At 63.7% G+C, this 26,330-nt stretch carries 28 protein-coding genes; 10 read left to right on the top strand and 18 right to left on the bottom strand.

Annotated elements, in window-relative coordinates:
- Positions 1-2: 2 nt before the first annotated feature.
- The 8 genes from ybgF to tolQ all read right to left on the bottom strand — a co-directional run bounded on the left by ybgF (position 3) and on the right by tolQ (position 8,999).
- Positions 3-1,025 carry a tol-pal system protein YbgF gene (ybgF, locus tag X265_RS07410; protein WP_128964216.1) on the bottom strand — a complete coding sequence of 341 codons (1,023 nt, stop codon included), beginning with the start codon at positions 1,023-1,025 and terminating at the stop codon, positions 3-5.
- A gap of 185 nt (positions 1,026-1,210) precedes the next feature.
- Entirely contained in the window at positions 1,211-1,699 is a 489-nt protein-coding gene (gene pal, locus X265_RS07405) for a peptidoglycan-associated lipoprotein Pal (RefSeq protein ID WP_128964215.1), read from the bottom strand.
- Positions 1,700-1,936: 237 nt separating this feature from the next.
- Entirely contained in the window at positions 1,937-2,698 is a 762-nt protein-coding gene (locus tag X265_RS07400; protein ID WP_128964214.1) for an N-acyl amino acid synthase FeeM domain-containing protein, read from the bottom strand.
- Between the two features lie 158 nt (positions 2,699-2,856).
- Entirely contained in the window at positions 2,857-5,187 is a 2,331-nt protein-coding gene (locus X265_RS07395) for a putative bifunctional diguanylate cyclase/phosphodiesterase (RefSeq protein ID WP_128964213.1), read from the bottom strand.
- A gap of 244 nt (positions 5,188-5,431) precedes the next feature.
- The gene (gene tolB / locus X265_RS07390) at positions 5,432-6,778 is read right to left on the bottom strand and encodes a Tol-Pal system beta propeller repeat protein TolB (RefSeq protein WP_128969167.1); all 1,347 of its coding nucleotides are present in this window, start codon (positions 6,776-6,778) and stop codon (positions 5,432-5,434) included.
- A gap of 41 nt (positions 6,779-6,819) precedes the next feature.
- Positions 6,820-7,782, bottom strand: a complete 963-nt coding sequence (locus X265_RS07385; protein ID WP_128964212.1) for a protein TolA — start codon at positions 7,780-7,782, stop codon at positions 6,820-6,822.
- Between the two features lie 4 nt (positions 7,783-7,786).
- Positions 7,787-8,239 carry a protein TolR gene (tolR, locus tag X265_RS07380; RefSeq protein WP_128964211.1) on the bottom strand — a complete coding sequence of 151 codons (453 nt, stop codon included), beginning with the start codon at positions 8,237-8,239 and terminating at the stop codon, positions 7,787-7,789.
- Between the two features lie 43 nt (positions 8,240-8,282).
- The gene (gene tolQ / locus X265_RS07375) at positions 8,283-8,999 is read right to left on the bottom strand and encodes a protein TolQ (RefSeq protein ID WP_027532430.1); all 717 of its coding nucleotides are present in this window, start codon (positions 8,997-8,999) and stop codon (positions 8,283-8,285) included.
- Between the two features lie 402 nt (positions 9,000-9,401).
- On the opposite strand from tolQ, the gene X265_RS07370 reads away from it, so the two are divergent.
- Together X265_RS07370 and X265_RS07365 are read left to right on the top strand one after the other, a co-directional pair.
- The gene (locus X265_RS07370; protein ID WP_128964210.1) at positions 9,402-9,920 is read left to right on the top strand and encodes a DUF2231 domain-containing protein; all 519 of its coding nucleotides are present in this window, start codon (positions 9,402-9,404) and stop codon (positions 9,918-9,920) included.
- A 277-nt stretch (positions 9,921-10,197) separates the two neighbouring features.
- Positions 10,198-11,361, top strand: coding sequence for an acyl-CoA desaturase (locus X265_RS07365; protein WP_128964209.1), 1,164 nt, complete (start codon positions 10,198-10,200; stop codon positions 11,359-11,361).
- 60 nt (positions 11,362-11,421) lie between these two features.
- Here the strand turns inward: X265_RS07365 and X265_RS07360 are convergent, their stop codons facing one another.
- The 5 genes from X265_RS07360 to X265_RS07340 form a co-directional block, all read right to left on the bottom strand.
- Positions 11,422-12,744: a S41 family peptidase gene (locus X265_RS07360; RefSeq protein WP_128964208.1), complete on the bottom strand. Its 1,323-nt coding sequence runs from the start codon at positions 12,742-12,744 to the stop codon at positions 11,422-11,424.
- 284 nt (positions 12,745-13,028) lie between these two features.
- Positions 13,029-13,520, bottom strand: coding sequence for a DUF2852 domain-containing protein (locus X265_RS07355; RefSeq protein WP_128964207.1), 492 nt, complete (start codon positions 13,518-13,520; stop codon positions 13,029-13,031).
- Between the two features lie 107 nt (positions 13,521-13,627).
- Entirely contained in the window at positions 13,628-14,383 is a 756-nt protein-coding gene (locus X265_RS07350; protein ID WP_128964206.1) for a TetR/AcrR family transcriptional regulator, read from the bottom strand.
- Between the two features lie 138 nt (positions 14,384-14,521).
- On the bottom strand, positions 14,522-14,884 hold the full coding sequence (locus X265_RS07345) for a YciI family protein (protein WP_128964205.1): 363 nt from the start codon (positions 14,882-14,884) through the stop codon (positions 14,522-14,524).
- 23 nt (positions 14,885-14,907) lie between these two features.
- Positions 14,908-15,303, bottom strand: coding sequence for a YciI family protein (locus X265_RS07340; protein WP_128964204.1), 396 nt, complete (start codon positions 15,301-15,303; stop codon positions 14,908-14,910).
- A 297-nt stretch (positions 15,304-15,600) separates the two neighbouring features.
- On the opposite strand from X265_RS07340, the gene X265_RS07335 reads away from it, so the two are divergent.
- The 5 genes from X265_RS07335 to X265_RS07315 all read left to right on the top strand — a co-directional run bounded on the left by X265_RS07335 (position 15,601) and on the right by X265_RS07315 (position 18,846).
- Complete coding sequence (locus X265_RS07335) at positions 15,601-16,041, top strand: DUF2846 domain-containing protein (RefSeq protein WP_128964203.1); 441 nt, start codon at positions 15,601-15,603, stop codon at positions 16,039-16,041.
- 67 nt (positions 16,042-16,108) lie between these two features.
- Positions 16,109-16,897 carry an SDR family NAD(P)-dependent oxidoreductase gene (locus tag X265_RS07330; protein ID WP_128964202.1) on the top strand — a complete coding sequence of 263 codons (789 nt, stop codon included), beginning with the start codon at positions 16,109-16,111 and terminating at the stop codon, positions 16,895-16,897.
- Between the two features lie 123 nt (positions 16,898-17,020).
- The gene (locus X265_RS07325; RefSeq protein ID WP_128964201.1) at positions 17,021-17,449 is read left to right on the top strand and encodes a hypothetical protein; all 429 of its coding nucleotides are present in this window, start codon (positions 17,021-17,023) and stop codon (positions 17,447-17,449) included.
- A gap of 285 nt (positions 17,450-17,734) precedes the next feature.
- Entirely contained in the window at positions 17,735-18,079 is a 345-nt protein-coding gene (locus tag X265_RS07320) for a hypothetical protein (RefSeq protein ID WP_128969166.1), read from the top strand.
- A gap of 419 nt (positions 18,080-18,498) precedes the next feature.
- On the top strand, positions 18,499-18,846 hold the full coding sequence (locus X265_RS07315; protein ID WP_128969165.1) for a hypothetical protein: 348 nt from the start codon (positions 18,499-18,501) through the stop codon (positions 18,844-18,846).
- Between the two features lie 64 nt (positions 18,847-18,910).
- On the opposite strand, the gene X265_RS07310 is transcribed toward X265_RS07315, so the two are convergent.
- The 4 genes from X265_RS07310 to X265_RS07295 form a co-directional block, all read right to left on the bottom strand.
- A complete protein-coding gene (locus X265_RS07310; protein WP_128964200.1) occupies positions 18,911-19,324 on the bottom strand; it encodes a VOC family protein in 414 nt (137 codons plus the stop codon).
- Positions 19,325-19,362: 38 nt separating this feature from the next.
- The gene (locus X265_RS07305; RefSeq protein WP_128964199.1) at positions 19,363-19,899 is read right to left on the bottom strand and encodes an SRPBCC family protein; all 537 of its coding nucleotides are present in this window, start codon (positions 19,897-19,899) and stop codon (positions 19,363-19,365) included.
- 132 nt (positions 19,900-20,031) lie between these two features.
- Entirely contained in the window at positions 20,032-21,309 is a 1,278-nt protein-coding gene (locus tag X265_RS07300; protein ID WP_128964198.1) for an RNA polymerase sigma factor, read from the bottom strand.
- Positions 21,306-21,674 (bottom strand): YciI family protein, encoded by a 369-nt coding sequence (locus tag X265_RS07295; protein WP_092293391.1) that lies wholly within the window; start codon positions 21,672-21,674, stop codon positions 21,306-21,308. The genes X265_RS07300 and X265_RS07295 overlap by 4 nt, the downstream gene beginning before the upstream one ends.
- Before the next feature lie 144 nt (positions 21,675-21,818).
- Between X265_RS07295 and X265_RS07290 the strand changes: the two genes are divergently transcribed.
- On the top strand, positions 21,819-22,784 hold the full coding sequence (locus X265_RS07290) for a 2-hydroxyacid dehydrogenase (RefSeq protein ID WP_128964197.1): 966 nt from the start codon (positions 21,819-21,821) through the stop codon (positions 22,782-22,784).
- Positions 22,785-22,928: 144 nt separating this feature from the next.
- Positions 22,929-24,896, top strand: a complete 1,968-nt coding sequence (locus X265_RS07285; protein WP_164938458.1) for a methyl-accepting chemotaxis protein — start codon at positions 22,929-22,931, stop codon at positions 24,894-24,896.
- Positions 24,897-24,907: 11 nt separating this feature from the next.
- Here X265_RS07285 and X265_RS07280 read toward each other — a convergent pair whose 3' ends face one another.
- The gene (locus X265_RS07280; RefSeq protein ID WP_128964196.1) at positions 24,908-25,570 is read right to left on the bottom strand and encodes a TetR/AcrR family transcriptional regulator; all 663 of its coding nucleotides are present in this window, start codon (positions 25,568-25,570) and stop codon (positions 24,908-24,910) included.
- A 113-nt stretch (positions 25,571-25,683) separates the two neighbouring features.
- On the opposite strand from X265_RS07280, the gene X265_RS07275 reads away from it, so the two are divergent.
- The gene (locus X265_RS07275; protein ID WP_128964195.1) at positions 25,684-26,328 is read left to right on the top strand and encodes a glutathione binding-like protein; all 645 of its coding nucleotides are present in this window, start codon (positions 25,684-25,686) and stop codon (positions 26,326-26,328) included.
- Positions 26,329-26,330: the final 2 nt, after the last annotated feature.

Here is a 26,330-nt window from a genome sequence, read left to right as displayed (position 1 = left end):
GTTCAGCACTTCACGCGCTTCTGCTCGCGGTCGACGGCGGATTTGACGCCGGCCGAGGCGCGTGGATATTTGCGGCCGACCTCGCCGAAAGCGGCGCAGGCCGCCTCCTTCTCCTTCAGCGCTGCGAGCGACTGGCCGAGCCGCAGCAGTGCATCCGGCGCCTTGGCCGATTTGTCGTATTTCGTCGTGACGGCGAGAAAGGATTCGGCGGCATCGCGATATTGCTGGCGCTGGAAATAGCTTTCGCCGAGCCAGTATTGCGCATCGCCGAGCAGCGGGTCGTTGGGATATTTGCCGGCGAAATTCTTCATGGTCTGCTCGGCCAGCGCATAGTCCTTGCGCTGCATATAGCCGATGCCGAGATCGAACTCGTCGCGCGGCGTGGCCGACGGCGGCAATGTCGCCAGAGCCGGGCCACCACCCTGCGCGGGATTGCCTTGCTGGGCAGGCGGATAGCCCTGCTGGGCGGGTGGATAGGCCTGCTGGGTCGGCGCCGCTGCGGCCTGCGGATAGCGGCCGCCATTGGCGCTGAGATCGAGCGGCTGCTGGCCGCCGCCCAGCGCCCGCGGCGCACCGGGTGCACTCGGATTCTGGTTCGGGTCGAACGCATCCCCGCGCCGGCGGCTGCCGGGCGCGCCGGGGCCGGGCTGCTCCTGGACGATCGGTGCGGGAGAGGCGATCTGCGGCTGCTCGTAATTCGGCTGCACCGCCTGCTGCTGCGGCGGCTGGCGATAGCCGGGGGCGACCTGGTTCGGTGCGATCTGGGCCGGCGGCATCGCGGCGGCATTGGGCGCCTGCCCGGGCGCGCCTTGCGCGCCGCCTTCGAGCTGGCGGATGCGATCCTCGAGCTGGCGGTTGCGATATTGCAGCTCTTCGTTCTGTCCGGTGAGCTGGCGCAGCTGGTTCTCCAGCCGCTCGATCCGCATCTCGGGATCATCGTCCGTCTGCGCGAAGACAGGCGTGCACAAGGGGAGCAGCGCGGCGATGGCCACGGTGCCGGTAAAGACCTTAAATCTGGATGACATCTTGCCCTGACGACGAAAGCGAAATGGCCTGCGACGGAACATGCGACGCGCCACACATTGAAGGGGAGTACGCCAAAACTGTGACTGCCACCAAGCGGTTTTAAATCACAGGTCGCTGAAACGAAACCGGCGCCCGTGAGGGCGCCGGCATATTCGGTTTCCAAAGATGAACGGCGCCTGAAGCGTCAGGAGCTCGCGTTCAGCACGGTCACAGCACGACGGTTCTGCGACCAGCAGGAGATGTCGTTACAGACCGCCACCGGCCGCTCCTTGCCATAGGAGATCGTGCGCATGCGGTTGGGATCGATGCCGCGGGAGGCGAGGAACGAGCGCACCGACTGGGCACGGCGTGCGCCGAGCGCGATGTTGTACTCGCGGGTGCCGCGCTCGTCGGCGTGACCTTCGATGGTGAAGGAATAGCGCGGATAGGTCTGCAGCCACTGCGCCTGCTTCTCCAGGGTCACGATCGCCTGCGGGGTCAGGTCGGTCTGGTCGCTCTCGAAGAACACGCGGTCGCCCACGTTCACGACGAAGTCCTGCTGGCTGCCCGGCGTCGCCGCGCTCGCATTGGCGTCCAGGCCCGCATTCTGCTTGGCGCAGGCGCCCATCGACAGCGCGATTGCGACCACTGCAGCCAGCTTCAATCCCTGGAGGATACGCATAGGATATTTCATTCCGGAGCCTCCACGCTCACGTTCGTCCACTGCCGTCCGGTCTACAGGGGGTTGGTTAAGCGAACGTTCCGTCAACCTTATCGGAACCTTGCCTCAGCCGGTCAAATGCCCCCAACCAGCGAAAAGCACCCGTCATGGTTAATGCGTTGTAAATGTGGCGCGAGGGTGAAGGCAAGCCGCATCGACAGGCAAAATGCCCGCTTTCGCGGATTTGGACGGCCGTGGAGAGTGGATGGCCTAATAGATGGAACCGAGTGCCGGAGCCGCCACATCGAGAGTCCGCGGGGTGGTCAGCAGCATCGGGCGGGGGGCTGCCTGGCGGGGACTGCGTTCAAACAGCATGCGCCGCTCGAACGCGCTGGAGCGCATGATGGGAAAGCGGGTCAGAACCCGATCCCGCTGCCTCCGGACGTCGGTGGCCATCAGAACCGCCTTCTTGGTCGGCCACCCCGGAAACCCCCGCGGCTCGGGCGAAATGGTCTCGTGCAGGAAGACGCGGCGGTAAAACGCCTGATGGTCGGTCCGTATCATCGCAAGGCCGGTGTCGGCATTGAAATGATCGCACGCGACAAAGGCGAGGCGCACCGTCAGATACGGCAATTCGGGAAAGCGCTGCTGCTTGTCGGGATCCGCAACAAACCGACACGGATCGACAAAAACCTCGCCGCGATCGAGGCGGGGGTGCAGGACGTCGCCGAAGACTTCGGTCGTATAGGACATCCGCCATTCGGACGTCAGAAGGTGGATGCGGACGGAGCTGCAGAGCTCTCCGTCAACATAGATCCCGAAATTCCAGGTGTTTGGCGTTTCGTCGAAGCGATCGGTGACGCGCAGTGAAGCTGACGGCTCGATCAAACCGGCCTGCAGATAGGCCCGGTAGCGCATCAGGTACAGACTGTCCTTGTCCTCGGAAGTCTCGATGAGCCGGTAGTCGATGCGGTCAAATAACGCGGCGCCTCGTGGAAGATGCGCCGCGTTCGGTTCGGCTCCGGACTTCATCTGGTACCTCAAAACTCCAAGCAACTTCCGCGAGTGGCCGAAGATTAATGGTTCCTTAACAGAATTGCAAAGCCTTAGAATCGTTAGGGTTAACCTTTGCGGCCCGCAAGACTACGGCACGCGAGAGCTGATTTTGGCGAAGGAGTGTCAGGAATGGATCAGGCGATCGATCGCGACGACACGATCGTGATCTGGTCGTCAGGCATGCGACGGCCATAGGAGGCGTTGAGCAACTGCCGGACTCGCACGGCCGGAACGGGCCGGCTGAACAGGTACCCCTGCCCTTCGGTCACGGTGCCGTCGGCGCTGATCAGCTCGAGCTGCTCGTTGGTCTCGATGCCCTCGACCACGACCGACATGCCGAGGTCGGCCGACAGCCGCGCCACGCCACGTAGCAGCGTCAACGGACGGTCCGTGTCGATACCCTCCAGGAAGGAGCGGTCGATCTTGACCTTCTGCATCGGGAAATTGTGCAAATAGCTGAGGCTCGAATAGCCGGTGCCGAAATCGTCCAGCGAGATGCGCACGCCGAGCGCATGCAGCTGCGACAGGATGTCGTGGGTGAGCTGGGTGTTGCGCAGCAGTGAGGATTCGGTGATCTCGATCTCGAGGCGATGAGCCGGCAGGCCGGAGACTTCGAGCGCATAACGGATCTCGCTCAGCACGTCGCGCTGATGGAATTGCTGCGGCGAGAAGTTGACGGCGACGCTGACGCCCTCCGGCCACTTCATGCATTCCATGCAGGCACGGCGCAGGATCCAGCGGCCGAGATCGACGATCAGGCCCATGTCCTCGGCAACCGGAATGATGTCGATCGGAGAGACGGTACCGCGCACCGGATGATTCCAGCGCAACAGCGCCTCGCAGGTGGTGATCTTGCCCGACTTCAGATTGACCAGCGGCTGATAGAACAGCTCAAACTCTTCGTTGGCGAGCGCCTTGCGCAGGTCGAGCTCGAGGGTGCGGCGCGCCTCGACCGTCGCCGCCATCTCGTCACGGAAGAAGCAGAAGGTACCGCGGCCGTCGGCCTTGGCCCGGTATAGCGCCATGTCGGCATTCTTGAGCAGAATGTCGGCGCTGGCACTCTCCGGCGACGTCAGCGCGATGCCGACGCTGGCGCCGATCTCCACCAGATGATTGTCGATGCGATAGCGCTCGCTGAGCCGCTCGACGATGCGGCGGGCGAGGCTCGCAGCGTCTTCGGGCGCATTGATGTTCTGCTGGAACACGACGAACTCGTCGCCGCCGAAGCGGGCGACGAAATCCTCCGGCCGCAACATCTCGCGCAAACGGTTGGCGACCGCGCACAGGAGCTGGTCGCCGCAGGGATGACCGAGTGTGTCGTTGACCTGCTTGAACTGGTCGAGATCGACGAACAGCAGCGCGGAGAGCCGTTCGGAATGGTTCGAATGGGCGAGCAGACGCTCGATCTCATCGCGGAAATGGACCCGATTGGGCAGCGCGGTGAGATCGTCGTAACGGGCCAAATGCGTGATCTTGGCCTCGGCGTTGCGCCGCTCCGTAATGTCCTCGAGCAACACCACGGCGCCACCATCGGCCATCGGCTGCACGGTCCAGGACAGCGAGCGGTTTCGTTGCGGATTGAGATCGACGGTAACGATCTCTTCGGCCTGCGATCTCTCGATATCCGCAACGATGCGTTCGCCGCTTGCAGCCGAGATGGATCTGGCGCCGACGCACGCCCCGACGACGTCGCGCGCGCTGGTGCCGTTCTGCGTGAGAACTTCAGGCAGGTTCAGCATTGCGGCGAACCGGTAGTTCATGACCGCAAGCTGTCCGTCGACACCGAACATGCAGAGTCCGTGCGGCATGTTGTTCAGCGCCGTATCGAACTGTCCGGCGAGCGCGGCCTCGCGCTCACGGGCCACCACGGCCCCCATGAAGATCCTGTGCAGGTTCACCGAGAGCTGCATGATCGCCACCAGGAAGGCAGCGCTCACCAGGGCCATCGCGATGTAGTAGGGCGTTCCACGCAGCGCCAATGCGAGCACCGCTGGACCGAATATGAGCATGGCCTGAAGATGGAAAATTGCCGGCCGGCCGTACGCCCTGCCCGCACCGCCCGCCGCGATCCCGGTCGTGACCGACAAGGCGATCATGTGGGCGACGGCATCGTCCGTGGCCAGAAGTGCGGTGGCGCACCAGATGCCGATCGCTGCCGCCTGAATCCTCGCGCCAATCTGGTAGCGCTTCTGCCAGCGCTCGGCCGCCTCGGCCGTCATCATAGTCTTGCGGGCCTGGTAGCGCTGCAAGTCGATGGCCCGGGCGGTACCAGCCAGGACAAGAAGCGCCACGCACGCCCAGATCAGCGGCTCGCCCGTCCTCAGCGCGGTCAGGCTCGCACCGATCGACACGAAGATGAGACCCGCCAGCAGCGGGCCAGGCGCTTCGAACAGCGAATCGATTTGCGCCGCCGAAGTTTTCGGCGGCCGCTGTTCCGGCTCTCCGCTATGCCTTGCGAGCTGCATCTGTTGTTTGTACGCGCGTCCTGTTTGGGACGTAGTCTTACCCAGACCAGATGAAGCCTTTCTGAGGGAACATCGTTAAAGTCGAGTTGTTTTTCGGCAATAGCGAAGATATTTCTGCTGAAAAATCAAGCAGCTAGGCAAGCCTTGCCGAGCGCAAGGTGAAGGAAACCTTGCCGCGTTCGCAGAAAGCGGAAAATCGGCTTTGTTTTTTCGAGAAGATCGCGCGTTGCGGCGCGCGATCGATCTACTGGCCCGCCGTCGCCGAGAGCAGCGGCGACCATGCCGGATCGGAGGCGAAGCCCGGCGTCGGAACCTTCTGTTCAAAGCGACCGGAGATATCGACGCTGAACAGCGACGGTCCGGAATTGCCGCCGGGATCGCGGAAGAACATCACCACGCGGCCGTTCGGCGAGAAGGTCGGGCCTTCATTGTGGAAGCCTGACGTGAGCAGCCGCTCGCCGCTGCCGTCAGGCTTCATGACGCCGATCGAGAATTGGCCGCCGCCCTGCCGGGTGAAGGCGATGTAATCGCCGCGCGGTGACCACACCGGCGTCGAATAGGTGGCGTTGTTGTCGTCCTTGGAGAAGGAGATGCGCTGCGCCTGTCCGCCGCCCGCCGCCATCACATAGATCTGCGACCGGCCGCCGCGATCGGATTCGAAGCAGATGCGGGTACCATCAGGCGAGTAGGACGGTGAGGTGTCGATCGCCGGCGTGTCGGTGAGACGCGTGGTCGAGCGCGAGCGCAGATCCATCACGAACAGGTTGGAATTGCCGCCCTGCTGCAGGCTCATGATGACGCGCTGGCCGTCCGGCGAGAAGCGCGGCGCAAAGGTCATGCCGGGGAAGTTGCCGACGATCTCGCGCTGGCCGGTTTCGATGTTGAAGAGATAGACCTTCGGATCGCCCTGACCGAACTCCATATAGGTGATCTCTTGCGAGTTCGGCGAGAAGCGCGGCGTGAGCACGAGGTCGGAGCCGCGGGTGAGATAGCGCACATTGGCGCCGTCCTGGTCCATCATCGCGAGCCGCTTGACGCGGCGCTCCTTCGGCCCGGACTCGTCGACGAACACGACGCGGCTGTCGAAATAGCCCTTCTCGCCGGTCATCTGCTCGTAGATCTGGTCGGAGATGATGTGAGCGATCCGGCGCCAATATTCCGGCGAGGTGAAATATTGCTGGCCCGCGAGCTGCTGGCCGGTGACGACGTCCCACAGGCGAAATTCGGCCTTGAGCCGGCCGTCCGGCTGTCGCGTCATGCGGCCGGTGACGAGGGCCTGGGCGTTGAGGGTTTTCCAGTTCTGGAATTGCGGGGCGACGTCGATGTTGCTGATGCGCTCGATGAAGGCGGCCTGATCGATCGGGGCAAACAGTCCCGAGCGCTTCAGATTGTTGGTGATGACCTGCGTGACGCCGTTGCTGACATCGCCGTCGGCCGGCGTGCCCGGCACGAAATTCGTGACCGCGATCGGGATCGGGCGGAACTCGGTGGGATCGATGCGAAGCCGCGGCTGGCCTTGAGCCAAGGCATGTCCGCCCCCGAGCATCGCGAGCGTCGATCCCGTCAGGGTCATGAAGCGGCGGCGGTTCATCGATCGGACGTCATTCATCGCAAAATTCTTTTGTTCGGATGTCACAACATGTCTTTAAGGCCGAAGGTCATGGGAATGACCTTCCAGCTGTCGTATTGCTGCTTCGGCAGGAACGAATAGACCTGGCACTGCACGATCGCGCGCTTGGCGCTCTCCGCCACCGCCTGGGCGATCGACCGCGACGGTCCGCGCACCGCGACGATGACGGGCTCGGACGCGAGCGATCCGTCGATCCTCATGGGAATGTCGATGTCGGCTTCGTACTGGTTGGCATCCTGCCCGTTATAGGTCGGCGTGAAGCAGCGCTTGACTGCGCCCTGGAACGCACCTTGCCAGGTCGCGACATTGGTAGCGGCTGTCCCTGAAGTCGAGCCCAGCGAGGCCGACGCATTCAGCGCCGAGCCGGCAAGTTCGTGCCGGGTCGCGGCCCGCTTGTCGAGGTCGCGGGCAATCTGCGCGGGATCGAAGGTACGCTCCTTCGGCTTCGGTTGCTGCTGCGGCTGCACCGCCGCGACCTTCTGCTCCACCGGCTTCGGCGGCGGCTTCTTGGTCTCCAGCTTCTTTTGCAGCTCCGCGATCGGATCTTCCTTGGCCGGATCAGGCTTCTTTTCCTGCGGCTTCGGCTCTTCCTTCGGCTTGGTCTCGGCGACCGGCTTCGGCGGATCGGGCTTCTTCTCGACCGGCTTTTCGACGGGCTTCGGCGGCGGCGTATCGGGGGTCGAGTTGGTCTTGATCAGCTCTTTCTTCTCGGTGACCTTGCCGACGGCGTCTTCCTCGGGCTTGGCCTCGGCGATCTTCTCGACCTTGGGCTTCGGCTCTTCTTTCTTGCCGGTCTTCTGCCCGTTGGTGATCTGCGCCAGCTGGTCGCTGGAGATGATGTCGATCGGAAGCGACTCTTCCGGCGCGATGAAGGCTTTGCTGCTGAAGGTCAGCAGCCCCCATCCCAGCACGAGGACGTGGAGGGCAATCGACGCAACGAGTGTCTTGTCGACGTTCACCTTCACCGGCTTAGGATCCCTGATCCGCTTCCGTGACGAGCGCCAGCTTCTTGAACCCGGCGCCGGACAACAGGCCCATCACCCGCGCCACCGTGCCGTAATCCGCCTTCTTGTCGGCGCGCAGATAGATGCGTTCCTCTAGCCCGCCACGCGCGTCCGTGATCGCCTTCAGCTTCGGGATCAGATCGGTCAGCGCGACCTCGGTGTCGTTGATGAACACCTTGCCCTTGATGTCGACCGACATCTGGAGCGGCTTCTGGTCGTTCTGGTCGAGGCTCTTGGCCTGGGTCTGCGGCAGGTCGAGCGGCACGCCCACGGTGAGCAACGGCGCCGACACCATGAAAATGATGAGCAGCACCAGCATCACGTCGACCATCGGCGTGACGTTGATCTCGGCCATGACCGGCTTGCGCCGGCTGCGACGGCCGCCGCCTCCGGACGAGCTCGCAACGTTCATGCCCATGGCTTGGTGCCCAATCTCGCCTTCACACTATACATGCCGCCCGTCAGCCCCGCTCGTCGATCTGGCGGGACAGGATGGCCGAAAATTCATCAGCGAAGCCCTCGAGCCGCTGGGCCTGCCGGTTCACCTCGGAGGTGAACTTATTGTAGAAGATAGTGGCAGGAATGGCGGCGATAAGGCCAACCGCGGTCGCAAACAGCGCTTCCGCGATACCGGGCGCCACCACCGCCAGAGAGGTATTTTTCGACGCCGCGATCGACTGAAAGCTCGACATGATGCCCCAGACCGTGCCGAACAGGCCGACAAAGGGTCCGGCGGAGCCGACGGTCGCGAGCACCAGAAGGCGGCGCTCAAGCCGCTCGACCTCGCGGGCGATCGAGACGTTCATGACCTTGTCGATGCGCATCTGCAGGCCCGCGACCGAGCGGGCGTGGCTCTCGAACGAGCGCTTCCACTCGCGCATCGCGGCGACGAAGCAGGCCGCCATCGAATGGGTCGGCTTGGCCGAGAGCGTGCGATAGAGCTCCTCGATCGACTCGCCGGACCAGAATGCCTGCTCGAACCGATCCATCGAACGCCGCGTGCGCGCGTAAAGGAAGATCTTGTCGATCGCGATCGCCCAGACCCAGACCGAGCAGGACAACAGGCCCAGCATGACGCATTTCACGATCCAGTGAGCCTGCCAGAACAGCGCGATCAGCGACACGTCGGCGGAGGCGGCAACCGGAAGGGCGGATTGAGCCACGTCGGCCGGATTCATCTAAAATATCCTCTCAAGGCGATCGTTACCTATGTCCCGGTCGGCCAAATGGCGTCCGGTTCCCCTTTAGCCGCGCTAGAACCGGCGCGGCCGGCAAGCCCGCTCAAAGCCTTGTCTTTCTGGGATGCAGGGGCTCGTCCAAAGCCGCCGCCTGCATTCCCTGCCAAGATGTCAAAACTATGGGCCTCGACGACGGCTCCGGGCGCGATTGTCCATAAATACCAGAGCCCGGCGATAGTTAATGCCGGGTTACCAGGGACGAATTTGGTTCCGGGAAAGCAAGGCGACACAGGGGGATGGGGACACGAGAGTTCCGCTTCATCCCTGGCTGCTACCCGCTCGCAGGAACCAGTGCTCCCGCCGGCAAATTATCCCGAAAATCACTTTTGGCGAGGATTTGCCATGAGCATCAACCCCAAGACGACCGCCGCCATCGGCGACCATCCACTCCACCCCATGATCATCCCCTTCCCCGTGGCGTTCCTGGTCGGCGCGCCCATTGCCGACCTGGCGTTTATCGGAACCGGCGACGCCTTCTGGGCTCGCGCCGCCATGTGGCTGATCGGCGCCGGCATCGTCATGGCGCTGATCGCGGCAGCAGCCGGCTTCACGGACTTCTTCAATGATGCCCGCATTCGCAGCCTCAACGATGCCTGGTACCACATGGTCGGCAACCTTGCCGCGGTCGTGCTGGCCCTGGTCAATTTCTATCTGCGCTACGCGCAGGGCACCGAGGCCGCGATCAAGCCGTGGGGCGTGGTGCTCTCCCTGATCGTCGTCGGCATCCTCCTGTTCACGGGATGGAAGGGCTGGGAGATGGTCTACCGCCATCACGTCGCCGTGCTGGACGCGCCGGGCCAGACCAGCTCGGAGCCGGTCACGCCGCATCATGGCGGCCAGAGTCACCGCCGCGCCGCTTGAGCGAACAGCGCCTCAAGCCGCAGCCACGCCACTGCCGAGAGCTGCGAATCGTTACGGGCCATCTGAGCTCCGTAAGGCTACGAGCTTGTATGCCAGACGTCCGCGACCATATAGTCCCGCAAATTTCCGGCTGATGCTGCATCGGCCGGGGATGTGCACGCAAACCATATCGTCCAGACCCCGCGGTGGTCCGCCATCCGCGGGTTTTTCGTACCCGATTGCCTTCGGCCGGGCCGAAGCAGATCCCAGATACCGTTACCCGAGGTTACGCCAAGATATGCCGACCCACGCGCCCGCCGACGACCACCACGACGACATCATGTACCCCTCCGCCGTGCCGTTCCTGCTGGTCCATCTCGGCTGCGTCGCGGCGATCTGGTCGGGAATCACCTGGCAGGCGCTTGCGATCTGCGGTTCGCTCTATGTCGTGCGCATGTTCGGAATCGGGGCCGGCTACCACCGCTATTTCTCCCATCGGGCTTTTGCGACCAGCCGGGTGTTTCAATTCATCCTGGCCTGCGTCGCACAGAGCAGCGCACAGAAGAGCGTGCTGTGGTGGGCGGCCAAGCATCGGCACCATCATCTGCATTCCGATACTGAACACGACGTGCATTCACCGCGTCACCGCGGCTTCCTCTACAGCCATGTCGGCTGGATCTTTCACCGGCAGCACGACGCGACCGATCTCGTCAAGGTCGGCGATCTCACCGACTATCCGGAGCTGATGTGGCTGCATCGGCTGGAGCTGCTGCCGGCCGCGACGCTTGCGGTGCTCTGCTTCCTGGTGGCGGGATGGTCGGGTCTTGTCGTCGGCTTCCTGTGGAGCACCGTGCTGCTTTACCACGCGACCTTTTGCATCAATTCGCTCGCCCATGTGCATGGACGCAAGCGCTACGTGACGGGTGACGATTCCCGCAACAACTGGCTGCTGGCGCTGCTCACCTTGGGCGAAGGCTGGCACAACAATCACCACGCCTACCAGAGCAGCGTCCGACAGGGCTTTCGCTGGTGGGAAGTCGACGTGACCTACTATGTGCTAAAGGTCCTGTCCTGGTCCGGAATCGTCTGGAACATGAAGGCGCCGCCCGAGCTGGTGCTGCGCAACGAGCAGCCGCTCGGCGCCCGCGTCATCAAGCGGGCCGCCCGCGACCTCGCCGGGCGGTTCGATGCGCACGCTCTGGCGCACGCGATCTCGTCGGCGCTGCACCGGGCTGATCGCGCCCAACTGCAACTGCCGTCGCTGCACGATATCCTCAACCGGGCCCATGAAGGCGTCGACGCGCTGACGCATCTGCATCTGCCGAAGTTACCGAGCCGCGAGGAGTTTCTCGCGGAGGCTCGATCGATGTTTGCGCGAACGCGATCGCTCAACGAAATCGTCGATCACGCCTACGAACATTTTCTGACTTCGGTTCGCGCCCGGGTGGCCAAGGTGATCTGAAAGACCATGGCCCGGCCAAACGGCGTGCGCCTGAGTCTCACAGGCGCGCCCTCCTCCACCTCACCGCGCCTGCCCGTTGCTTTGATTGCTGTGATCGAGATAGGCCAGCGCCAGCTTGAGTTGCGCGTCGTCGGGCTTCCCGATCAGCTCCGCCTTGATCGGTGGTGACGAGATAGGCTTAGCCTGGCCGGTTTGCGCCTGCGCCGGGCTCCCGTTGAGCGAGCCCGGGTTGGCAAGCGCGCCGGTGAGCGAGCTTTCCCGCAGCACTGCTCCACCCGCGATCTGCTGATCCTTGGGCGCCTCCGCTACGACGTCGGGCGCAATCCCTTCATCTTGGATCGAGCGACCGGACGGCGTGTAATAGAGCGCTGTCGTCAACCTGACCGCACCATGCCCCTTCAGCGGGATCACAGTCTGCACCGATCCCTTGCCAAAGCTCTGGGTGCCCATCACCGTGGCGCGATGACGGTCCTGTAAAGCGCCGGCTACGATTTCCGATGCCGAGGCGGAAGCGCCGTTGATGAGCACCACAACCGGAACCCCGGCCAGCATGTCGCCGTGGCCGGGTGCGGCAAAGCTGTGGTTCTCGCTGGCATCCCGCCCACGGATGCTCACCACCGTGCCGCCGTCGAGCAGGTCGCCCGCGACGTCGATGGCAGCCGTCAGCAGTCCGCCCGGATCGTTGCGCAGATCGACCAGGAGTCCTTTCAGCTTGCCACTGGACTCGCGTTGAAGTTTTTCTAGCGCGCTCTTGAATCCGCTGGAGGTGTCTTCGCCGAACTGGCTGATGCGAACGTAGCCCACGCCGTCCGGCTCCAGCTTCCACTTGACCGATTCCACATTGATGATTTCCCGCGTCAAGGTGACCTCCAGCGGCTCCTGTTTGCCGCGGAGCAGCGTCAGTGTCACGCTCGAGCCCGGATTGCCGCGCAACACCGCGACCACCTTGCTCAGAGGCATGCCCCGCGCGCTGACGTGGTCGATCAGAAGGATCTGGTCACCCGGCTCGATTCCGGCACGCGCCGCAGGTGTGCCGTCAATCGGCGAAATGACCTTCGGCAAGCCGTCCTGTTCGCTTATCTGGATGCCCAAACCGCCGAATCGGCCCGCCATGTCGGCCTGAGACTGCTTGAATTCACCCTCGTCCATGTAATCGGAGTGCGGGTCGAGCCGGTTGAGCATGCCCTTGAGCACGTCCTTGGTCAGCTCATCCGAACCGATCGGATGGACATAGTTGCGATTCACGAGCTGGATGACACCCCCGATCAAGCCGAGATCGGCGGCCTGAGACTCGTCGCCCTGCATAGCAATGGCGGCGAACAAAGGGAGGGCAACCAGGCAGGCACAGAGAGACGTCGCAATCAACAGACGGTGTTTTGTCATCGAGGCCTCGGTTCGCAGGAGCGGATGGCGAGGAGGCGCGGCAGGAATCGCGCGGCGTTCAACGGAGAGGCCACACCTCCAATACATTGAACGCAAACAGGAGCCGGACGTTTCAGCCGGCGCTGACCGACCGCCTTCAGCGATCTCGACCTGGTCCCGACGAACCGCAAGGAGCGCGCAGATTCTGTCACCGAAAACCAAACCGCCCGCCTGCGCGGTGCGCGGGCGGGCGGCTCGGGGCCATCAGGACTTTGGGGGCATGCGCCTGAAGGCTTTGAGAGGTCTCAGCCTTGCTGCTGGTCGGCCGGCGGCGGCGTCGGACGCGTCTTGTGCTGGGCCATGAACTGGTCGAACTCTTCCTTGTCCTTGGCGTGACGCAGACGATCGAGGAAGTTCTTGAACTCGACCTGCTCTTCCTCGAGACGGCGCAGCGTTTCAGAGCGGTACTCGTCGAAGGCGCGGTTGCCGGAGGACGGCGGGCCGAAACCAAAGCCGAAGCCGCGGCGCTCCATGCGGTCGCGCATGCGGTCCATCTTGAACTGCATCCGCTCCATCTTGTTCTGCCAGCGATCCTGATTGCTCCAGCACGACATTCTTCTGCTCCCGAGTGTGAAAAAGAGAAGGGCAAGTCCGATCGGCCACCAGATGATGAAGCCGAGGATGGTCACGGCAATCCAGCCAGGATGCCAGGGCGTATCGAGCATGCGGGGCCGCTCGTAGGATTGGTATTGGTCCGAGGGGCCGCGCCAGCGATTGACATCAGCGGTGTAGGCCATTTCCCTTCTCCATCACGGCATCAGCGCCGTTGTGAATGTAAATAACATTTACATAGCTAGACCATCCCACGATTTTGTCAAGCTGGCCGCCAGACACGGTCTCGAGATTATTTGCGCAATTTTATTTTCGGCTTGCCCCAAGGACCGCCGGGCGGCACGCCAGAACCGGAGGAGGCCTCCGGCGGCACCGGGGGCGGCTCGGCGCCCTTGCCCGCCGGCCGGCGATCGGTTGGGAAGCCGAGGCCGCGCAGATAGATCAGCACCTCGGCCTCGAGCAGCTCGTCCGGCGACATCGGCAGCTTTCGTCGCGCCGCATCGCCGCGCGAGAACAACGAGGCGACGCCGTGCGACATCGACCAGATGTGCAGCGCCATCATCATCGCCGGCGGACGCGGCATGCCCGGCGGCGCGAGCGCCGCGAGCCGCTCGGCGGCAGCGCGAATAATGTTAAAGGCGCGTTCGCTTGCGGCCTGCAGCGCCGGATTGGCATCGACCGGCAGGCCGGATTCGAACATCGCATTGTAGAATGCCGGCTCCTCGCGGGCGAAGGCGAGATAGGCCCGGCCGACGCGCTCGAACGCGGTGACGGTGTCGGGGCGCCCGTCGTCCCAAGCTGCGGTGAGACGTGCTTCGAACTGCTCGAACCCGCGCTGGGCGATCGAGGACAACAATTCATCCCGATCGCGAAAATGCCGGTAAGGCGCCGCGGCGCTGACGCCGGCCATGCGTGCGGCATCGGCAAAGGTAAAGCCGGCCGCGCCCTTCTCGGCGATCAGCCCGAGGGCGGCCTGCAGAAGTGCTTCCTTCAGATTGCCGTGGTGATAGCCGCGCTCGGCGCGGCGCTGCTCCTTGCGCCAGCTCATGTGAACGACTTTTACATGAGCCGGCGGTGAAGGTCACTATCTCTCCCCCGTCATTCCGGGGCGATGCGCCAGCATCGAACCCGGAATCTCGAGATTCCGGGCTCAGTCCTGCGGACCACCCCGGAATGACGAAACCGCCTAACCGCCCGGGATCGGCAGCACCGGCATGATCTCGACACGCTCACCGGGGAAAATCGCGAAATGCGGATGGTTCTCGAACATCTTTGCAGCCGCTTCGTGCGAGGCGGCGCGGACCACGGTGAAGGCGCCCATCTCGTTGGCGATGTCGGTGACGCCCCCTCCGTCGACCTTCTTGGTCTTGCCGAGCGGACCGCCCATCGCCTGGATGGCGCCCTGGTGCTTTTCGACCCAGCTCTTCCAGGCCGCCATGCCTTCCTGTTCCTTCGCCTTTCGCTCGGCCTCGGACATCGCATTCCACGCAGTCCATTTCGGGCTAGTCTTGCTGCCGAGGAATACGGCGAGATAGGTGTCGGTGCTCATTGGTTCTCTCCTTGTTTACGTCTTCAAATCGCGAAACCGGCGGCGGCGGCCTGCAGATCGGACGGGACGTCGGCCATTTCCTGCACCTGGCGGATCTCGATGATCTCGTTGGCCGCGGCCGGGCACTTCTTCGCCCAGGCGATGGCCTCATCGCGCGAGCCGACCTCGATCATCCAGTAGCCGCCCAGCACTTCCTTGGCTTCCGCAAAGGGACCGTCGGTCACGACAGGCGCGCCGCTCGCAAACGAGACGCGCGCACCCATCGACGGTGGATGCAAGCCATCCAAGGTGATCAGCACCTCGGCATTCTTCAGATCCTCGCTGTAGCGCATCATCGCGGCAACCCGCTCGGGATCGAACTGCACGTCGGCCGGCGCGGTCTCATAGCCGAGCGGGATCATCAGCATCATGAATCGCATGCGGTTCCTCACTAGCTTCGTCGTTTCCTTGTAAGACGAACGGCGTCCTCCAAAGCCGACATGCCCGTGAAATTATTTCGGACGCCACTGCGGCTCGCCCGCTCGGATCCGTGCCCGAGAGGACCCCATATCGGCACGTCATCGGTATCGGCCTTCCGATCGGAAAACGATTGCACAATCAGTGCGTGTATGCCTAATTGAGCCTTGGGGGGCGCGGAAACAGCGAGGCAATTGCTAGCCATTCGCCGTTTGCCGCCGACTTGGAGCTGGGCGCTCCAATATATAGGACGGGGGCATATGAAGTCGAAGGTCGGGGCGCTGGCCCTTTTGCTTGTCGGATTTTTGTTGGCGAGTTGCGCGAGCCCACGAGGCCTTGATGAACCGCCTCTCCAACTTCCACCGCTAAGGCCAGGTCTTGGCAGAGTTTACTTCATCCGGCCTGGCGAATTTGCCGGGTACGCTGTTCAACCCGAGATTCGGATGAACAACGAAGTGGTCGGCAGGTCGGTGCCTGGCGGGTTCACTTTTGTCGATCGTCCCCCGGGGAAATACGTCGTGACAACGACAACCGAAGTCGAAAACGCGGTGACGTTCCAATTAGCCGCGGGGGAGACGAAATACATCAAGACGGCCGTGTCGGCCGGCATCCTTGTCGGCCATGTCACGCCGACGCTTGAATTTCCTGAGCAAGGACAATCCGACATCGGCCGTCTCAGATATGTCGGCCCCCAATTCTGATCCCTGCGATCCCTTGCGTGGGACCAACTAAACTGTCATGCCGCAGGTCCGAGCAAAGGACCGCGTCATGACCTCCTCCCCGGCCAAAGTTGCCCTCGTCACCGGTGCCGCCCGCGGGATCGGGCTGGCCACGGCGAAACGCTTCCTCGCCGAAGGATGGCGCGTGGCGCTGCTCGATATCGCCGGAGAGCAGCAGGCCAGCGCAGCAGCAGCGCTGCAAAGTCCCGACACCACGCTGGCGATCACCTGCGACGTATCCGACGCAGCCGCCGTGGCATCTGCGATGGCCGCGGTGATGAGCCGCTTCGGCCGGCTCGATGCTCTCATCAACAATGCCGGCGTCGCCGTGTTCGCGCCTGTGCTGGAAACCAGCGACGCCGACTGGAACAGGATCATGACGGTCAATCTCACCGGTCCTTTCCTCTGCACCAAGGCGGCCGTGCCGCTGATGCGCGAGCAGGGCGGCGGCGCCATCGTCAACATCACCTCGATTTCGGCCGTTCGCGCCTCGACGCTGCGTTCGGCCTACGGCACCAGCAAGGCCGGGCTCGCGCACCTCACCAAGCAGCTCGCGGTCGAGCTAGCCTCGCTCAACATCCGCGTCAACGCGGTCGCGCCCGGGCCGGTCGACACCGCGATGGCGAAGCAAGTGCACACCAGGGAGATCCGCGCCGACTATCACGACGCCATCCCGCTCAATCGGTACGGTCTGGAGGAGGAACTCGCCGAGGCGATCTTCTTCCTGTGCTCGGAACGGGCGAGCTACATCACCGGCCAAATTTTGGCCGTCGATGGCGGCTTCGATGCGGCGGGCATCGGCCTGCCGACGCTGCGCGGCGAACGAAGAAACGGGTAGGCACAAATCTCGTAGGGTGGGCAAAGCGTCACGTGCCCACCATCGCGGGCGATTGAGAAACGACGTGGGCGCGGCGCTTATGCGCCTTTGCCCATCCTACGAGATCGAGTTTGTGGAGACGCCATGCGACGCCTCGCTCTGTTCGCCATGTCGATAGCTTTGCTCGCCGCCACCTCGGCCCACGCCGAGATCCGCATCGTCCAAAGCCCGGGCGGACAAGTCGGACCGTTCCTCGACCTGTTCGAGAAGGTGCGCGAGAGCGGCGAGCGCGTGGTGATCGACGGTCCCTGCCTGTCGGCGTGCACGCTCGTGCTCAGCATCGTGCCGGGCGAGCGAATCTGCGTCACCAAGCGCGCCGTGCTCGGCTTCCACGCCGCGCGTTCGGTCGACCGGCGCGGGCGTTTCTATGCCGAGCCGGAAGCATCCGAAGCCGTGCTTGCGGCCTATCCCGGCCCGATCCGCGACTGGATCAGCCGCCGCGGCGGCCTCACCTCACGACTGCTCCTGTTGAAGGGCCGGGACCTCGCCGCGATCTACCCGCGCTGTCGATGACATTTCGGCCTCAGGCGGCGGCGTGACTGCAATGAATCCTCTGCTGTCCGACGATTAGGCAATTCTCCGCAATTCCGGCCTCGGCGGCGCGAAATCCGCTCAACAGCTTCGCAATGCTTGCCCAATTTACGCGATTTCCAGCTTCTCGGTGGCGATTATGATGATGTGGGCCAAACCGAGAGATTCACGCATCGCAATGACTGCGACCGTCACATCTCGGCAGAGCGGCCGCGGACGAGAATGGTTCCACATTTTCAAGATCAGTCATTTTCAAATGGCCCGCATATGGAGGCCATCGATTTTCGCTACCGCCTGTCGGATCAGGGACGAATCGTCCTCGGCGCATTAAGCTCGGAAGAAACCCTCGAATTCGAGGATCTGACGCGGCGTGACCGCGAGGGCCTGATCGACCTGACGTCCGAATTGCGGCTGCTCGAACTGTATGTGAAGTACATCGGCTCGGACGCCAAGGCTTCGCTTGCACCATCGCAGCCGTCATCGCACGTGCGCGAGACATTGCGACCGCGAAGCCCTCAGTCGCGTCGGCCGTCGCGACAGCGCAACCTTGTGGTTCCCATGATCGTCGTGATGGGCATGAGCTTCATGCTGATTGCGCTCTTCATCAGCTGAGGCACGGCGCCACGTGCCGACGAACAGTCGTCACGAACTGGCCGTTCCACTAGTGGAAGGCAACCTGAATCATGGGCGCGAGCTTCACGCTCGCGCAGATGAGCATGCCCCACATAGCAAAATTGATTTGTAGCGCCGCCGCCATCGGTCGCTCCCTTCCAAGTCACGCCCGCCCTAATTTGTAGGTATTGTGAATATGATTAGCGATTCGGGCGCGAAGTTCACAGCCTAATCTTGCGCCAGTTGTTGTGCGATGCGATCCGCGCCGAATCACAGACGATCGCGCTGTTCTCAAAGACGAAAGCACGAATCTCGTTTCGGCCATGCCGGCGACGTCGTTTTCCCTCAAGTCCCGCTTAAGCGTCGCAATGCAAAGTTTCCACGCGGATTGGCGTGGCGTACCGCACAACAGGTCCGGCATGGCTCGACACATTCTCGTCTTGCTTAGTTTTTGCGCAGCGCTCGCGGGATGCGCAAGCGCGCCCGCGGCTGAGCGTCGGCCCATCGCGTGGGACGGACTCGGTCAGGACCCCAATCGTCCTGCGGTCACAAAACGGCGCCTCGCCAATCAAGCAGCCCCCGAGAGTGATCCCAATCTGGAGCGGCAAAAGGTGCTCTCCACCTTGCGCCCTTATTCCGACGCATGGTGGGCGGTCCACGATGAGATCGAGGCGGAAAACGACCGGCAGCTCGGCTCGAAGCTCGTGATCTGCCGCATCTGCGTCACCCAGCCGCCGAGCGAGGACACGACCGGATCAATCCGCTGACAGAGCGAGCCTCCTCTCATGACAAGAGAGGAAGCCGCACCTCACTACATCAGGCGGCCGCCCGTCACATGCCTTCGGCCGGGCAGTTCACCATCCAGGGAACACCAAACTTGTCGACGCACATGCCGAAGCCCTTGGCCCAGAACGTCTTGCTGAAGGGCATGGTGACGCTGCCGCCGTCGGCGAGCGCGTTGAACTTGCGCTCGCCCTCCGCGGGGTCAGCAATCGTGAGCGAGATCGAAAACCCCTGCGGCTTGTGAAAATGCTCGCCCGGCGCGTCCGAGGCCATCAACACGCTGCCATCGGGCAGCGACATCCGGGCATGCATGATCGTCTTCTCGCGACCGGGCGTGGCAGGCATCTCCGGTGGTGCATCGGAGGCGCGCATCATTGCGTCGATCTTGCCGCCGAGAACCTTGGCGTAGAAGTTGAACGCCGCTTCGCAAGTGTCCTGATAAAACAGATAGGGGTTGAGCATCGTTTCTCTCCTTTTTGCTTCTCTGGGCAGTACGCGCATTACTTCTCGGTGAGCTTCTTCAGACTGGCGAGACCAGTTTCAAAATCCTTGCCGATCATGTTGTCCATGTTGACGAAGACCTGCATTACCTTGGACATGAACGGAGCCGGACCGTACATCGCCCAGGTGACCAGTGTGGCATCACCTTGCGGCACAAAGGTGAACTCGGCGGTGTTGTGCCCCTCGAAGGGGCGTTCGAAATCGAGCTTGATGCGGAGCTTCGATGGCGTGCTCGCCTCGAGGATCTCCATATGGCCGGCGCCGACATTGTTGTTGCCGTCCCAGCCATAGGCCGCGCCCTTCCCTGCCGCAGCTCCCCCGTAGGTCCGCTTCATTGCGGGATCGCGCCCTTCATAGGGCGACCAGCTGGTCCAGAAGTGGAAATCGGCGACGAGTGGATAGACGGCTTCGGCCGGCGCCTTCAGCGCCAGTGAGCGCTCCACCCGGAACGTGTCGGGCTTTGTCGATGCGAGAACGAGAACGCCCGCAATCCCGATCGCAAGCACGACAGCGACAATGGCAACAGCTTTCAGCATGAATGACTCCCTCGATACGGGATGAAGACGAAGGGAGATGGCGGGTGCCGACAGGTTGGAGATGATTTTTTCGCCGCATTGTCGACCGTCATTCCGGGGCATCGCGGGGCGATGAGCCGGGAAGGACACCGGCTAACCCGCCCTCGCCCCCTTCGGCTGGCTGTCCCGGATCAGGCGATCGATGTGCATGCGGATATGGGCGGCCTCGGCCGAGGTGTTGGCGAGGGCAATGGCGCGGTCGAAGGCAACGCGGGCTTCGTCGTTACGGCCGAGTTGCATCAGGAAGGCGCCGCGCACGCCGTAGAAATGGAAGTAATTGGCAAGCTTCGGGGCCAGCGGCTCGATCAGATCGAGCGCGGCCTGCGGCCCGCGCACCTTGGACACGGCAACCGCGCGGTTGAGCGTCACCACCGGCGAGGGCTGCACCACCTCCAGCGCGCCGTAGAGCAGGTCGATCTGAGCCCAGTCGGTCTCCTGGGGCGTCGCGGCGCGCGCATGCAGCGCGGCAATCGCGGCCTGGATCTGGTAGGGACCGCTGCGGCGGTGGCGGATCGCCTTGTCGATCAGCGCGAGACCCTCCGCGATCATGGTGCGGTTCCAGAGCGAGCGGTCCTGGTCGTCGAGCAGGATCAGCGAGCCGTCCGCGGCAATGCGCGCCGCACTGCGCGCATGCTGCAACAGGATCAGCGCCGTCAGGCCCATGATCTCCGGCTCGCTCTGGAACAGCCGGAGCAGCAGCCGCGCCAGCCGGATCGCCTCCTCGCACAGCGGCTTGCGGATCTCGGCGGTGTCGCCGCTCGCCGAATAGCCCTCGTTGAAGATCAGATAGATCATCGCGGCGACGCCGGCGAGCCGCTCGGAGCGCTCGATCGCGCCCGGCGCTTCGAACGGCGTCCCCGCCTCCGCGACCTTGGCCTTGGCGCGGGTGATGCGCTGCTCCATCGCGGCCTCCGAGACCAGGAAGGCGCGCGCGATCTGCTTCACCGTGAGCCCGGAGACGATGCGCAGCGCCAGCGCGATCTGCTGCGTCGCCGGCAATTGCGGATGGCAGCAGATGAACATCAACCGCAGGATATCGTCGCGGTAGTGCGAGCCGTCGAGCCGCTCGGCGAGCGCGCCTTCGGCATCGTCGAGGTCGGAGATCGCCTGGTCGTCCTCGGGCAGCGGCTGCTGCTTGCGGGTGCGGCGGACCTCGTCGATCGCGACGTTGCGGCCGACCATGATCAGCCAGGCTGCGGGATCGCGTGGCGGTCCGTTCTGCGGCCAGGTTTTGAGCGCCCGCAGGCACGCATTCTGAAAGGCTTCCTCGGCCGTATCGAGATCGCGGAAATAGCGCAACAGTGCGCCGACCGCCTGGGGTCGCGCCGAGGTCAGCGCGGTCTCGATCCAGGCGGTATCGGTGTCGCTCACGCCGAAATTCCTCCGGGCCGGAACACGCCGACGGGACGCACCTCATAGGCGCCGCCGGGATTGGCAGCTCCAAGGTCGCGCGCGACGTCCAGGGCGTCGTCCAGGTTCTTGCAGTCGACGATGTAGAAGCCGAGCAACTGCTCCTTGGTCTCGGCATACGGACCGTCGAGCACCAGCGGCGGGTCTTCCTTGCGCAAGGTCGCCGCCGCGGTGGTCGGCAGCAGCCGGGCCACCGGCCCAAGCCGGCCCTGCTGGGTGAGCTTCTCCTGCACCACGGCGAGCTTCTTCATCACGGCCTCGTCCTGGTCCTTGCTCCAGGAGCCGACGAAGTCCTCGTCATGATAGCAAAGGATCGCATAAAGCATGGGCAGCACCTTCCTCGAATGCTTATTGTGAAGACGATCCACTATGCCCTGCCCCGACAGGGCTGCGGAAATAATTTGCGAGAAAAATCCGGCGGATCGTGCCAAGGAGGGCCTTCGAAACCGGAACCCCACGAGGCACTTCGAATGAGCATGGGCACACTGGCCGTCCTGATCAACAGCACCCAGCAGAACTGGCTGCCGGAGCGCTGGAAGGCCCGGTTCGACGCCATCTGCAGCGGCCGTCGCGTGGTGCTGCTGCCCGATGCCTCGCTCGATCCGGCCGAAGTGCACTATGCCGCGGTGTGGAAGCCGGTGCCGGGTGACCTCGGCTCATTCCCCAATCTGCGGGCAATCTTCAACCTCGGCGCCGGCGTCGATGCATTGATGGCCGACAAGAGCCTGCCTGATGTGCCGCTGGTGCGCGTCGCGGTGCCTGATCTCACCAACCGCATGACCGAATATGTCGTGCTGCACGTGCTGATGCACCATCGGCAGGAGCTTTACCTGCGCGACTGTCAGCGCGCCAAGCGCTGGGAGCCGAAATATCAATGGCCTGCGAGCGCAGTCGCGGTCGGCGTCATGGGCCTCGGCACGTTGGGTGCCGATGCCGCCGAGGTGCTGCGGCGGCTCGGCTTCCGTGTCATCGGCTGGAGCCGCAGCCCGCGCACGATCGAGGGTGTCGAATGCTTTCATGGCAGCGCCGGCATGGACGCATTCCTGCGCAAGACTGATATCTTGGTGTCGCTGTTGCCGCTGACGCCTGACACGCACGGCATCCTCAATCGCGACGTCTTCTCCAAGCTCAACCGCACCAGCCCGCTCGGCGCGCCCGTGCTGATCAATGCCGGCCGAGGGGGTTTGCAGAACGAGGCCGATATCCTCGCCTGTCTCGACGACGGCACGCTGGGTGCCGCTTCGCTCGACGTGTTTGTGCAGGAACCGCAGCCCGCGGACAGCCGGTTCTGGACCCATCCCAAGGTGGTGCTGACGCCGCACAACGCCGCCGACACCGATGCGGATGCGATCTCGGCTTATGTCGCCGAGCAGATCGCGACGTTCGAGGCGGGCGGCGCGCTGCAGAACGTGGTGGATCGCGGGAGGGGATATTAGGCGGGGCGGTTGCTCCGCCCAACGTTAGTGGTTCCCACCGTCCGTCTCACCCCCACAATTCTCGCTGCGCCGGTATCCCGTTCACCCTCTTTTAGCGAGAAGTTGATAGCCGTTGTTAAGCAACGCTCAACGAACGGGTCGGACATGCGGACCAGCCTTGGCCTCAGGATGCGGATCACGGTTGCGCTCGCCGTGACAGCGGCGGCAACCGCGCTGATCGCGGTGCTCGGCGCGATGTGGATCATTGCGGGCATCATCGACCGCGCCGACCAACGGGAACTGCGCAGTCATTATGATGCGCTGCTGTCGCGCATCGCCGAAGAGTCCCACCGCGCCGCCGCCATGAGCACGGTCGTGGCCGCGATGCCGGCGACGCAGGAAGCGATGGCCAAGCAAGACCGCGAGGCCCTGGTGCGGCTGTTCGGACCTGTGCTCGCTGCCACCAAATCGGAATACGGCGTCGAGCAGTTCCAGTTCCATACGCCGCCCGCGACGTCCTTCCTGCGCGTGCACCAGCCGGCGAAGTTCGGCGACGACCTCTCGAGCTTCCGCAAAACCGTGGTCGACGCCAATCAGGAACGCAAGGTCGTGGTCGGCCTCGAAGGCGGCGTCGCCGGTCTTGGCATCCGCGGCGTGGTGCCGATCGCGCAAGCAGGCAAGCATCTCGGCTCGGTGGAATTCGGCCTGACCTTCGGCCAGTCCTTCCTGGAGGATTTCAAGCTCAACCGCCACGTCGATATCGCCTTCCATCTCGCCGACAGTTCGGGTTTCAAGCTGTTCGGCGGTACGCTAAAGGGCAAAAGCTTCTTCGAGCCAGCCGATTACGGCCGCGCAACCGCCGGCGAGTTCACGCTGCGCCAGGGCAAGCTCGACACCACGCCGGTCGCCGCGCTGCTCGGGCCGATCAAGGACTTTTCCGGAAAGCCGCTCGGCGCGGTCGAGCTGGTGATGGACAACGCCGATTATGTGAGCTCGGCCGACCGCGCATGGATGCTCGCGATCGGCATCGCCGTCCTCGGGCTGATCCTCGCCGCCCTCGTCGGCTATCTCATCGCCCGGAGCATCTCGCGTCCGATCCTGTCGATCACATCAGTGATGCGCGAGCTCGCCGACGGCCGGCTCGACGTCGCCGTTCCCGAGAGCAAGGCGAATGACGAAGTCGGCGCGATGGTGAAGGCGGTCGGTGTGTTCCGCGACAACGCCGTCAATTTCAGCAAGCTCCAGGCCGATCAGCTCGAGGCCAAGGTGCAGTCCGAGGCCGAGAAACGGCGCGCCTTTGCAGCACTCGCCGACAATTTCGAGGCATCCATACGCGACGTCGTCACCACGGTGTCTTCCGCTGCGGTCGAGATGGAGCATACCGCGCGCTCGATGTCCGCCATCGTCGAGCAGTCGCGGCAGCAGACCCGCACGGTATCGTCGGCCTCGGCCCTGGCCTCCGAGAACGTGCAGACCGTGGCGGCTGCGGCGGAGGAATTGTCCTCGTCGATGGCCGAGATCAGCCGTCGCCTGGCGCACGCGACCGAAGTGGTGGGCAAAGCCGCAAGCGACGGAAAGGCGTCGAATGCGCGCGTCCAGAGCCTCGCGGATGCCGCGCAAAAAATCGGCGACGTCGTCTCCTTCATCAACGGCATCGCCGGCCAGACCAACCTGCTGGCGCTGAATGCGACGATCGAGGCGGCGCGCGCGGGCGAAGCCGGCCGCGGCTTTGCGGTGGTCGCATCCGAGGTCAAGGCACTGGCGACCCAGACGGCAAAGGCGACGGAAGAAATCGGCGCGCAGGTGACGGCCGTTCAGGGCGAGACATCAGGCGCGGTGAATGGGATCCAGTCGATCTGCGCGACCATCCGCGAAGTCGACGAAATCTCCGCCGCGATCGCGGCGGCCGTCGGCCAGCAGGGCACGGCGACCCAGGAGATCGCGCAGAACGTCCAGCAGGCCGCCGCGCGCACCGGCGAGGTCTCGCAGAACATCGCAGGGGTCACCGACGGCATCGCAGCGACGGGCACGGCCGCGGAAGAGGTGCTGGTTTCGGCGATCGAGCTGTCGAAGCAGTCGCAGCGCCTGCGCGACGAGGTGGATCGTTTTCTCGCGCAGATCCGGGCGGCTTAGTCAGACCAAGGCTAAGGCTTAGCCCCAACCATCACGTCGATCGCGCCCTTGACGATCGCTTCCAGTTCCTTGCGCGGCACGCGGGCGCGGGAGCGGATGGCGACGGTGTGCACTGTCGCAGATGCGATCTGCGCCAACGCGGCCGGATCCGCGCTCTCGGGCAATTCGCCCTTCTCCTTTGCGCGGCGGAAGCAATTGGCGAAGGCCTTGTCCAGTTCGGTGAGACCGTCGAGCACCATGGCCCGGATCTCGGGATCGCCGACGGCTTCGGATGCCGCGGTCACCACGGTGAAGCAACCGCGCGGACCGGTGTCGCCGGAGAGATAGATGTCGAGCGCCGAAGCGAAGATGCGCTCGAGCCGCTGGCGCAGCGGCATCTCCTCGCGGAAGATCGCCGTCATCGAGGCCCGCGCATCCTCGCGGTAACGTTGGTAACTCTTGATGTAGAGCTCGCGCTTGTCGCCGAAGGCGCCATAGAGGCTCGGCCGATTCATGCCGGTCGCTTCACTGAGATCGTCGAGCGAGGTCGCGGCAAAGCCCTGACGGCGGAACAGGTCGAGCGCCTTGCCCAAAGCGACATCAGGCTCGTAGGCGCGCGGCCGCCCGCGGCGCTTGGGCTCGACGCGGCGCTGAGATTGGTCGGCAGTAGATGGCGGCTTCGATTTTTGTACCATATCGCAATTTAATCCTTGACCCGCTCCATATTATGCAAGATGGTACAAAAATCAATCTGGCCAGGTTGAGCGACACTCCAGAGAGTCACAGGAATTGCCCAAGGAGACCCCAGATGGATCTTTATTTCTCGCCGCTCGCCTGCTCCATGGCCACGCGCATCGCGCTCTATGAAGCCGGCGCCGAGGCAAATTATCTCGAAGTCGATCCGCCGACCAAGACAGTGCTGAAGGACGGCGCCGACTTCCGAACCGTGAACCCGATCGGGCTGGTGCCGACGCTGCGTACCGACGAGGGCGTGGTGCTGACCGAGAACGCTGCGATCCTGCAATACGTCGCCGACCGCTTTCCGCAATCCGGGCTCGGCGCCACGCAGGGCATCGATCGCACGCGGCTGCATCAATGGCTCTGCTTCATCGGCACCGAACTGCACAAGGGCCTGTTCATCCCCGTGCTCGACCGCAAGGCGCCGCAGGAAGCGAAGGCCTATGTGCTGGAGAAGAACCTGTCGCGGCTCGACTATCTCGACAATTACCTGAAGGGGCGCGAGTTCCTGCTCGACCATTTCAGCGTCGCCGATGCCTACCTCGTCACGGTCATCAACTGGACCATGGCGACGCCGCCGATCGAGCTCGCAAAATGGCCGAACGTGAAGGCCTATTACGAGCGCCTGCGGCAGCGGCCGTCGATCGCGAGGGCGATCGCGGAGGAGTTCGAGCTGTACAAGGCCGAGCAGGCGCGGAAGAAGGCGGCGGCGTAAGC

Origin of the sequence: Bradyrhizobium guangdongense (assembly GCF_004114975.1) — a bacterium.
Lineage (GTDB): Bacteria > Pseudomonadota > Alphaproteobacteria > Rhizobiales > Xanthobacteraceae > Bradyrhizobium > Bradyrhizobium guangdongense.
This window is presented reverse-complemented; position numbering and strand designations above follow the sequence as displayed.

What these genes read in the sequence shown, in the direction of transcription:
- X265_RS07320 (WP_128969166.1), top strand. Translation starts at nt 17,735, where the DNA reads ATGGAGGCCATCGATTTTCGCTACCGCCTGTCGGATCAGGGACGAATC.
- X265_RS07315 (WP_128969165.1), top strand. Translation starts at nt 18,499, where the DNA reads ATGGCTCGACACATTCTCGTCTTGCTTAGTTTTTGCGCAGCGCTCGCG.
- X265_RS07360 (WP_128964208.1), bottom strand. Translation starts at nt 12,744, where the DNA reads ATGACAAAACACCGTCTGTTGATTGCGACGTCTCTCTGTGCCTGCCTG.
- X265_RS07340 (WP_128964204.1), bottom strand. Translation starts at nt 15,303, where the DNA reads ATGCGATTCATGATGCTGATGATCCCGCTCGGCTATGAGACCGCGCCG.
- X265_RS07305 (WP_128964199.1), bottom strand. Translation starts at nt 19,899, where the DNA reads ATGCTGAAAGCTGTTGCCATTGTCGCTGTCGTGCTTGCGATCGGGATT.
- X265_RS07275 (WP_128964195.1), top strand. Translation starts at nt 25,684, where the DNA reads ATGGATCTTTATTTCTCGCCGCTCGCCTGCTCCATGGCCACGCGCATC.
- X265_RS07395 (WP_128964213.1), bottom strand. Translation starts at nt 5,187, where the DNA reads ATGCAGCTCGCAAGGCATAGCGGAGAGCCGGAACAGCGGCCGCCGAAA.
- pal (WP_128964215.1), bottom strand. Translation starts at nt 1,699, where the DNA reads ATGAAATATCCTATGCGTATCCTCCAGGGATTGAAGCTGGCTGCAGTG.
- X265_RS07355 (WP_128964207.1), bottom strand. Translation starts at nt 13,520, where the DNA reads ATGGCCTACACCGCTGATGTCAATCGCTGGCGCGGCCCCTCGGACCAA.
- X265_RS07350 (WP_128964206.1), bottom strand. Translation starts at nt 14,383, where the DNA reads ATGAGCTGGCGCAAGGAGCAGCGCCGCGCCGAGCGCGGCTATCACCAC.
- X265_RS07290 (WP_128964197.1), top strand. Translation starts at nt 21,819, where the DNA reads ATGAGCATGGGCACACTGGCCGTCCTGATCAACAGCACCCAGCAGAAC.
- X265_RS07335 (WP_128964203.1), top strand. Translation starts at nt 15,601, where the DNA reads ATGAAGTCGAAGGTCGGGGCGCTGGCCCTTTTGCTTGTCGGATTTTTG.
- tolQ (WP_027532430.1), bottom strand. Translation starts at nt 8,999, where the DNA reads ATGAATCCGGCCGACGTGGCTCAATCCGCCCTTCCGGTTGCCGCCTCC.
- tolB (WP_128969167.1), bottom strand. Translation starts at nt 6,778, where the DNA reads ATGAACCGCCGCCGCTTCATGACCCTGACGGGATCGACGCTCGCGATG.
- X265_RS07365 (WP_128964209.1), top strand. Translation starts at nt 10,198, where the DNA reads ATGCCGACCCACGCGCCCGCCGACGACCACCACGACGACATCATGTAC.
- X265_RS07280 (WP_128964196.1), bottom strand. Translation starts at nt 25,570, where the DNA reads ATGGTACAAAAATCGAAGCCGCCATCTACTGCCGACCAATCTCAGCGC.
- X265_RS07330 (WP_128964202.1), top strand. Translation starts at nt 16,109, where the DNA reads ATGACCTCCTCCCCGGCCAAAGTTGCCCTCGTCACCGGTGCCGCCCGC.
- ybgF (WP_128964216.1), bottom strand. Translation starts at nt 1,025, where the DNA reads ATGTCATCCAGATTTAAGGTCTTTACCGGCACCGTGGCCATCGCCGCG.
- X265_RS07400 (WP_128964214.1), bottom strand. Translation starts at nt 2,698, where the DNA reads ATGAAGTCCGGAGCCGAACCGAACGCGGCGCATCTTCCACGAGGCGCC.
- X265_RS07310 (WP_128964200.1), bottom strand. Translation starts at nt 19,324, where the DNA reads ATGCTCAACCCCTATCTGTTTTATCAGGACACTTGCGAAGCGGCGTTC.
- X265_RS07285 (WP_164938458.1), top strand. Translation starts at nt 22,929, where the DNA reads ATGCGGACCAGCCTTGGCCTCAGGATGCGGATCACGGTTGCGCTCGCC.
- X265_RS07370 (WP_128964210.1), top strand. Translation starts at nt 9,402, where the DNA reads ATGAGCATCAACCCCAAGACGACCGCCGCCATCGGCGACCATCCACTC.
- X265_RS07345 (WP_128964205.1), bottom strand. Translation starts at nt 14,884, where the DNA reads ATGAGCACCGACACCTATCTCGCCGTATTCCTCGGCAGCAAGACTAGC.
- X265_RS07325 (WP_128964201.1), top strand. Translation starts at nt 17,021, where the DNA reads ATGCGACGCCTCGCTCTGTTCGCCATGTCGATAGCTTTGCTCGCCGCC.
- tolR (WP_128964211.1), bottom strand. Translation starts at nt 8,239, where the DNA reads ATGGGCATGAACGTTGCGAGCTCGTCCGGAGGCGGCGGCCGTCGCAGC.
- X265_RS07295 (WP_092293391.1), bottom strand. Translation starts at nt 21,674, where the DNA reads ATGCTTTATGCGATCCTTTGCTATCATGACGAGGACTTCGTCGGCTCC.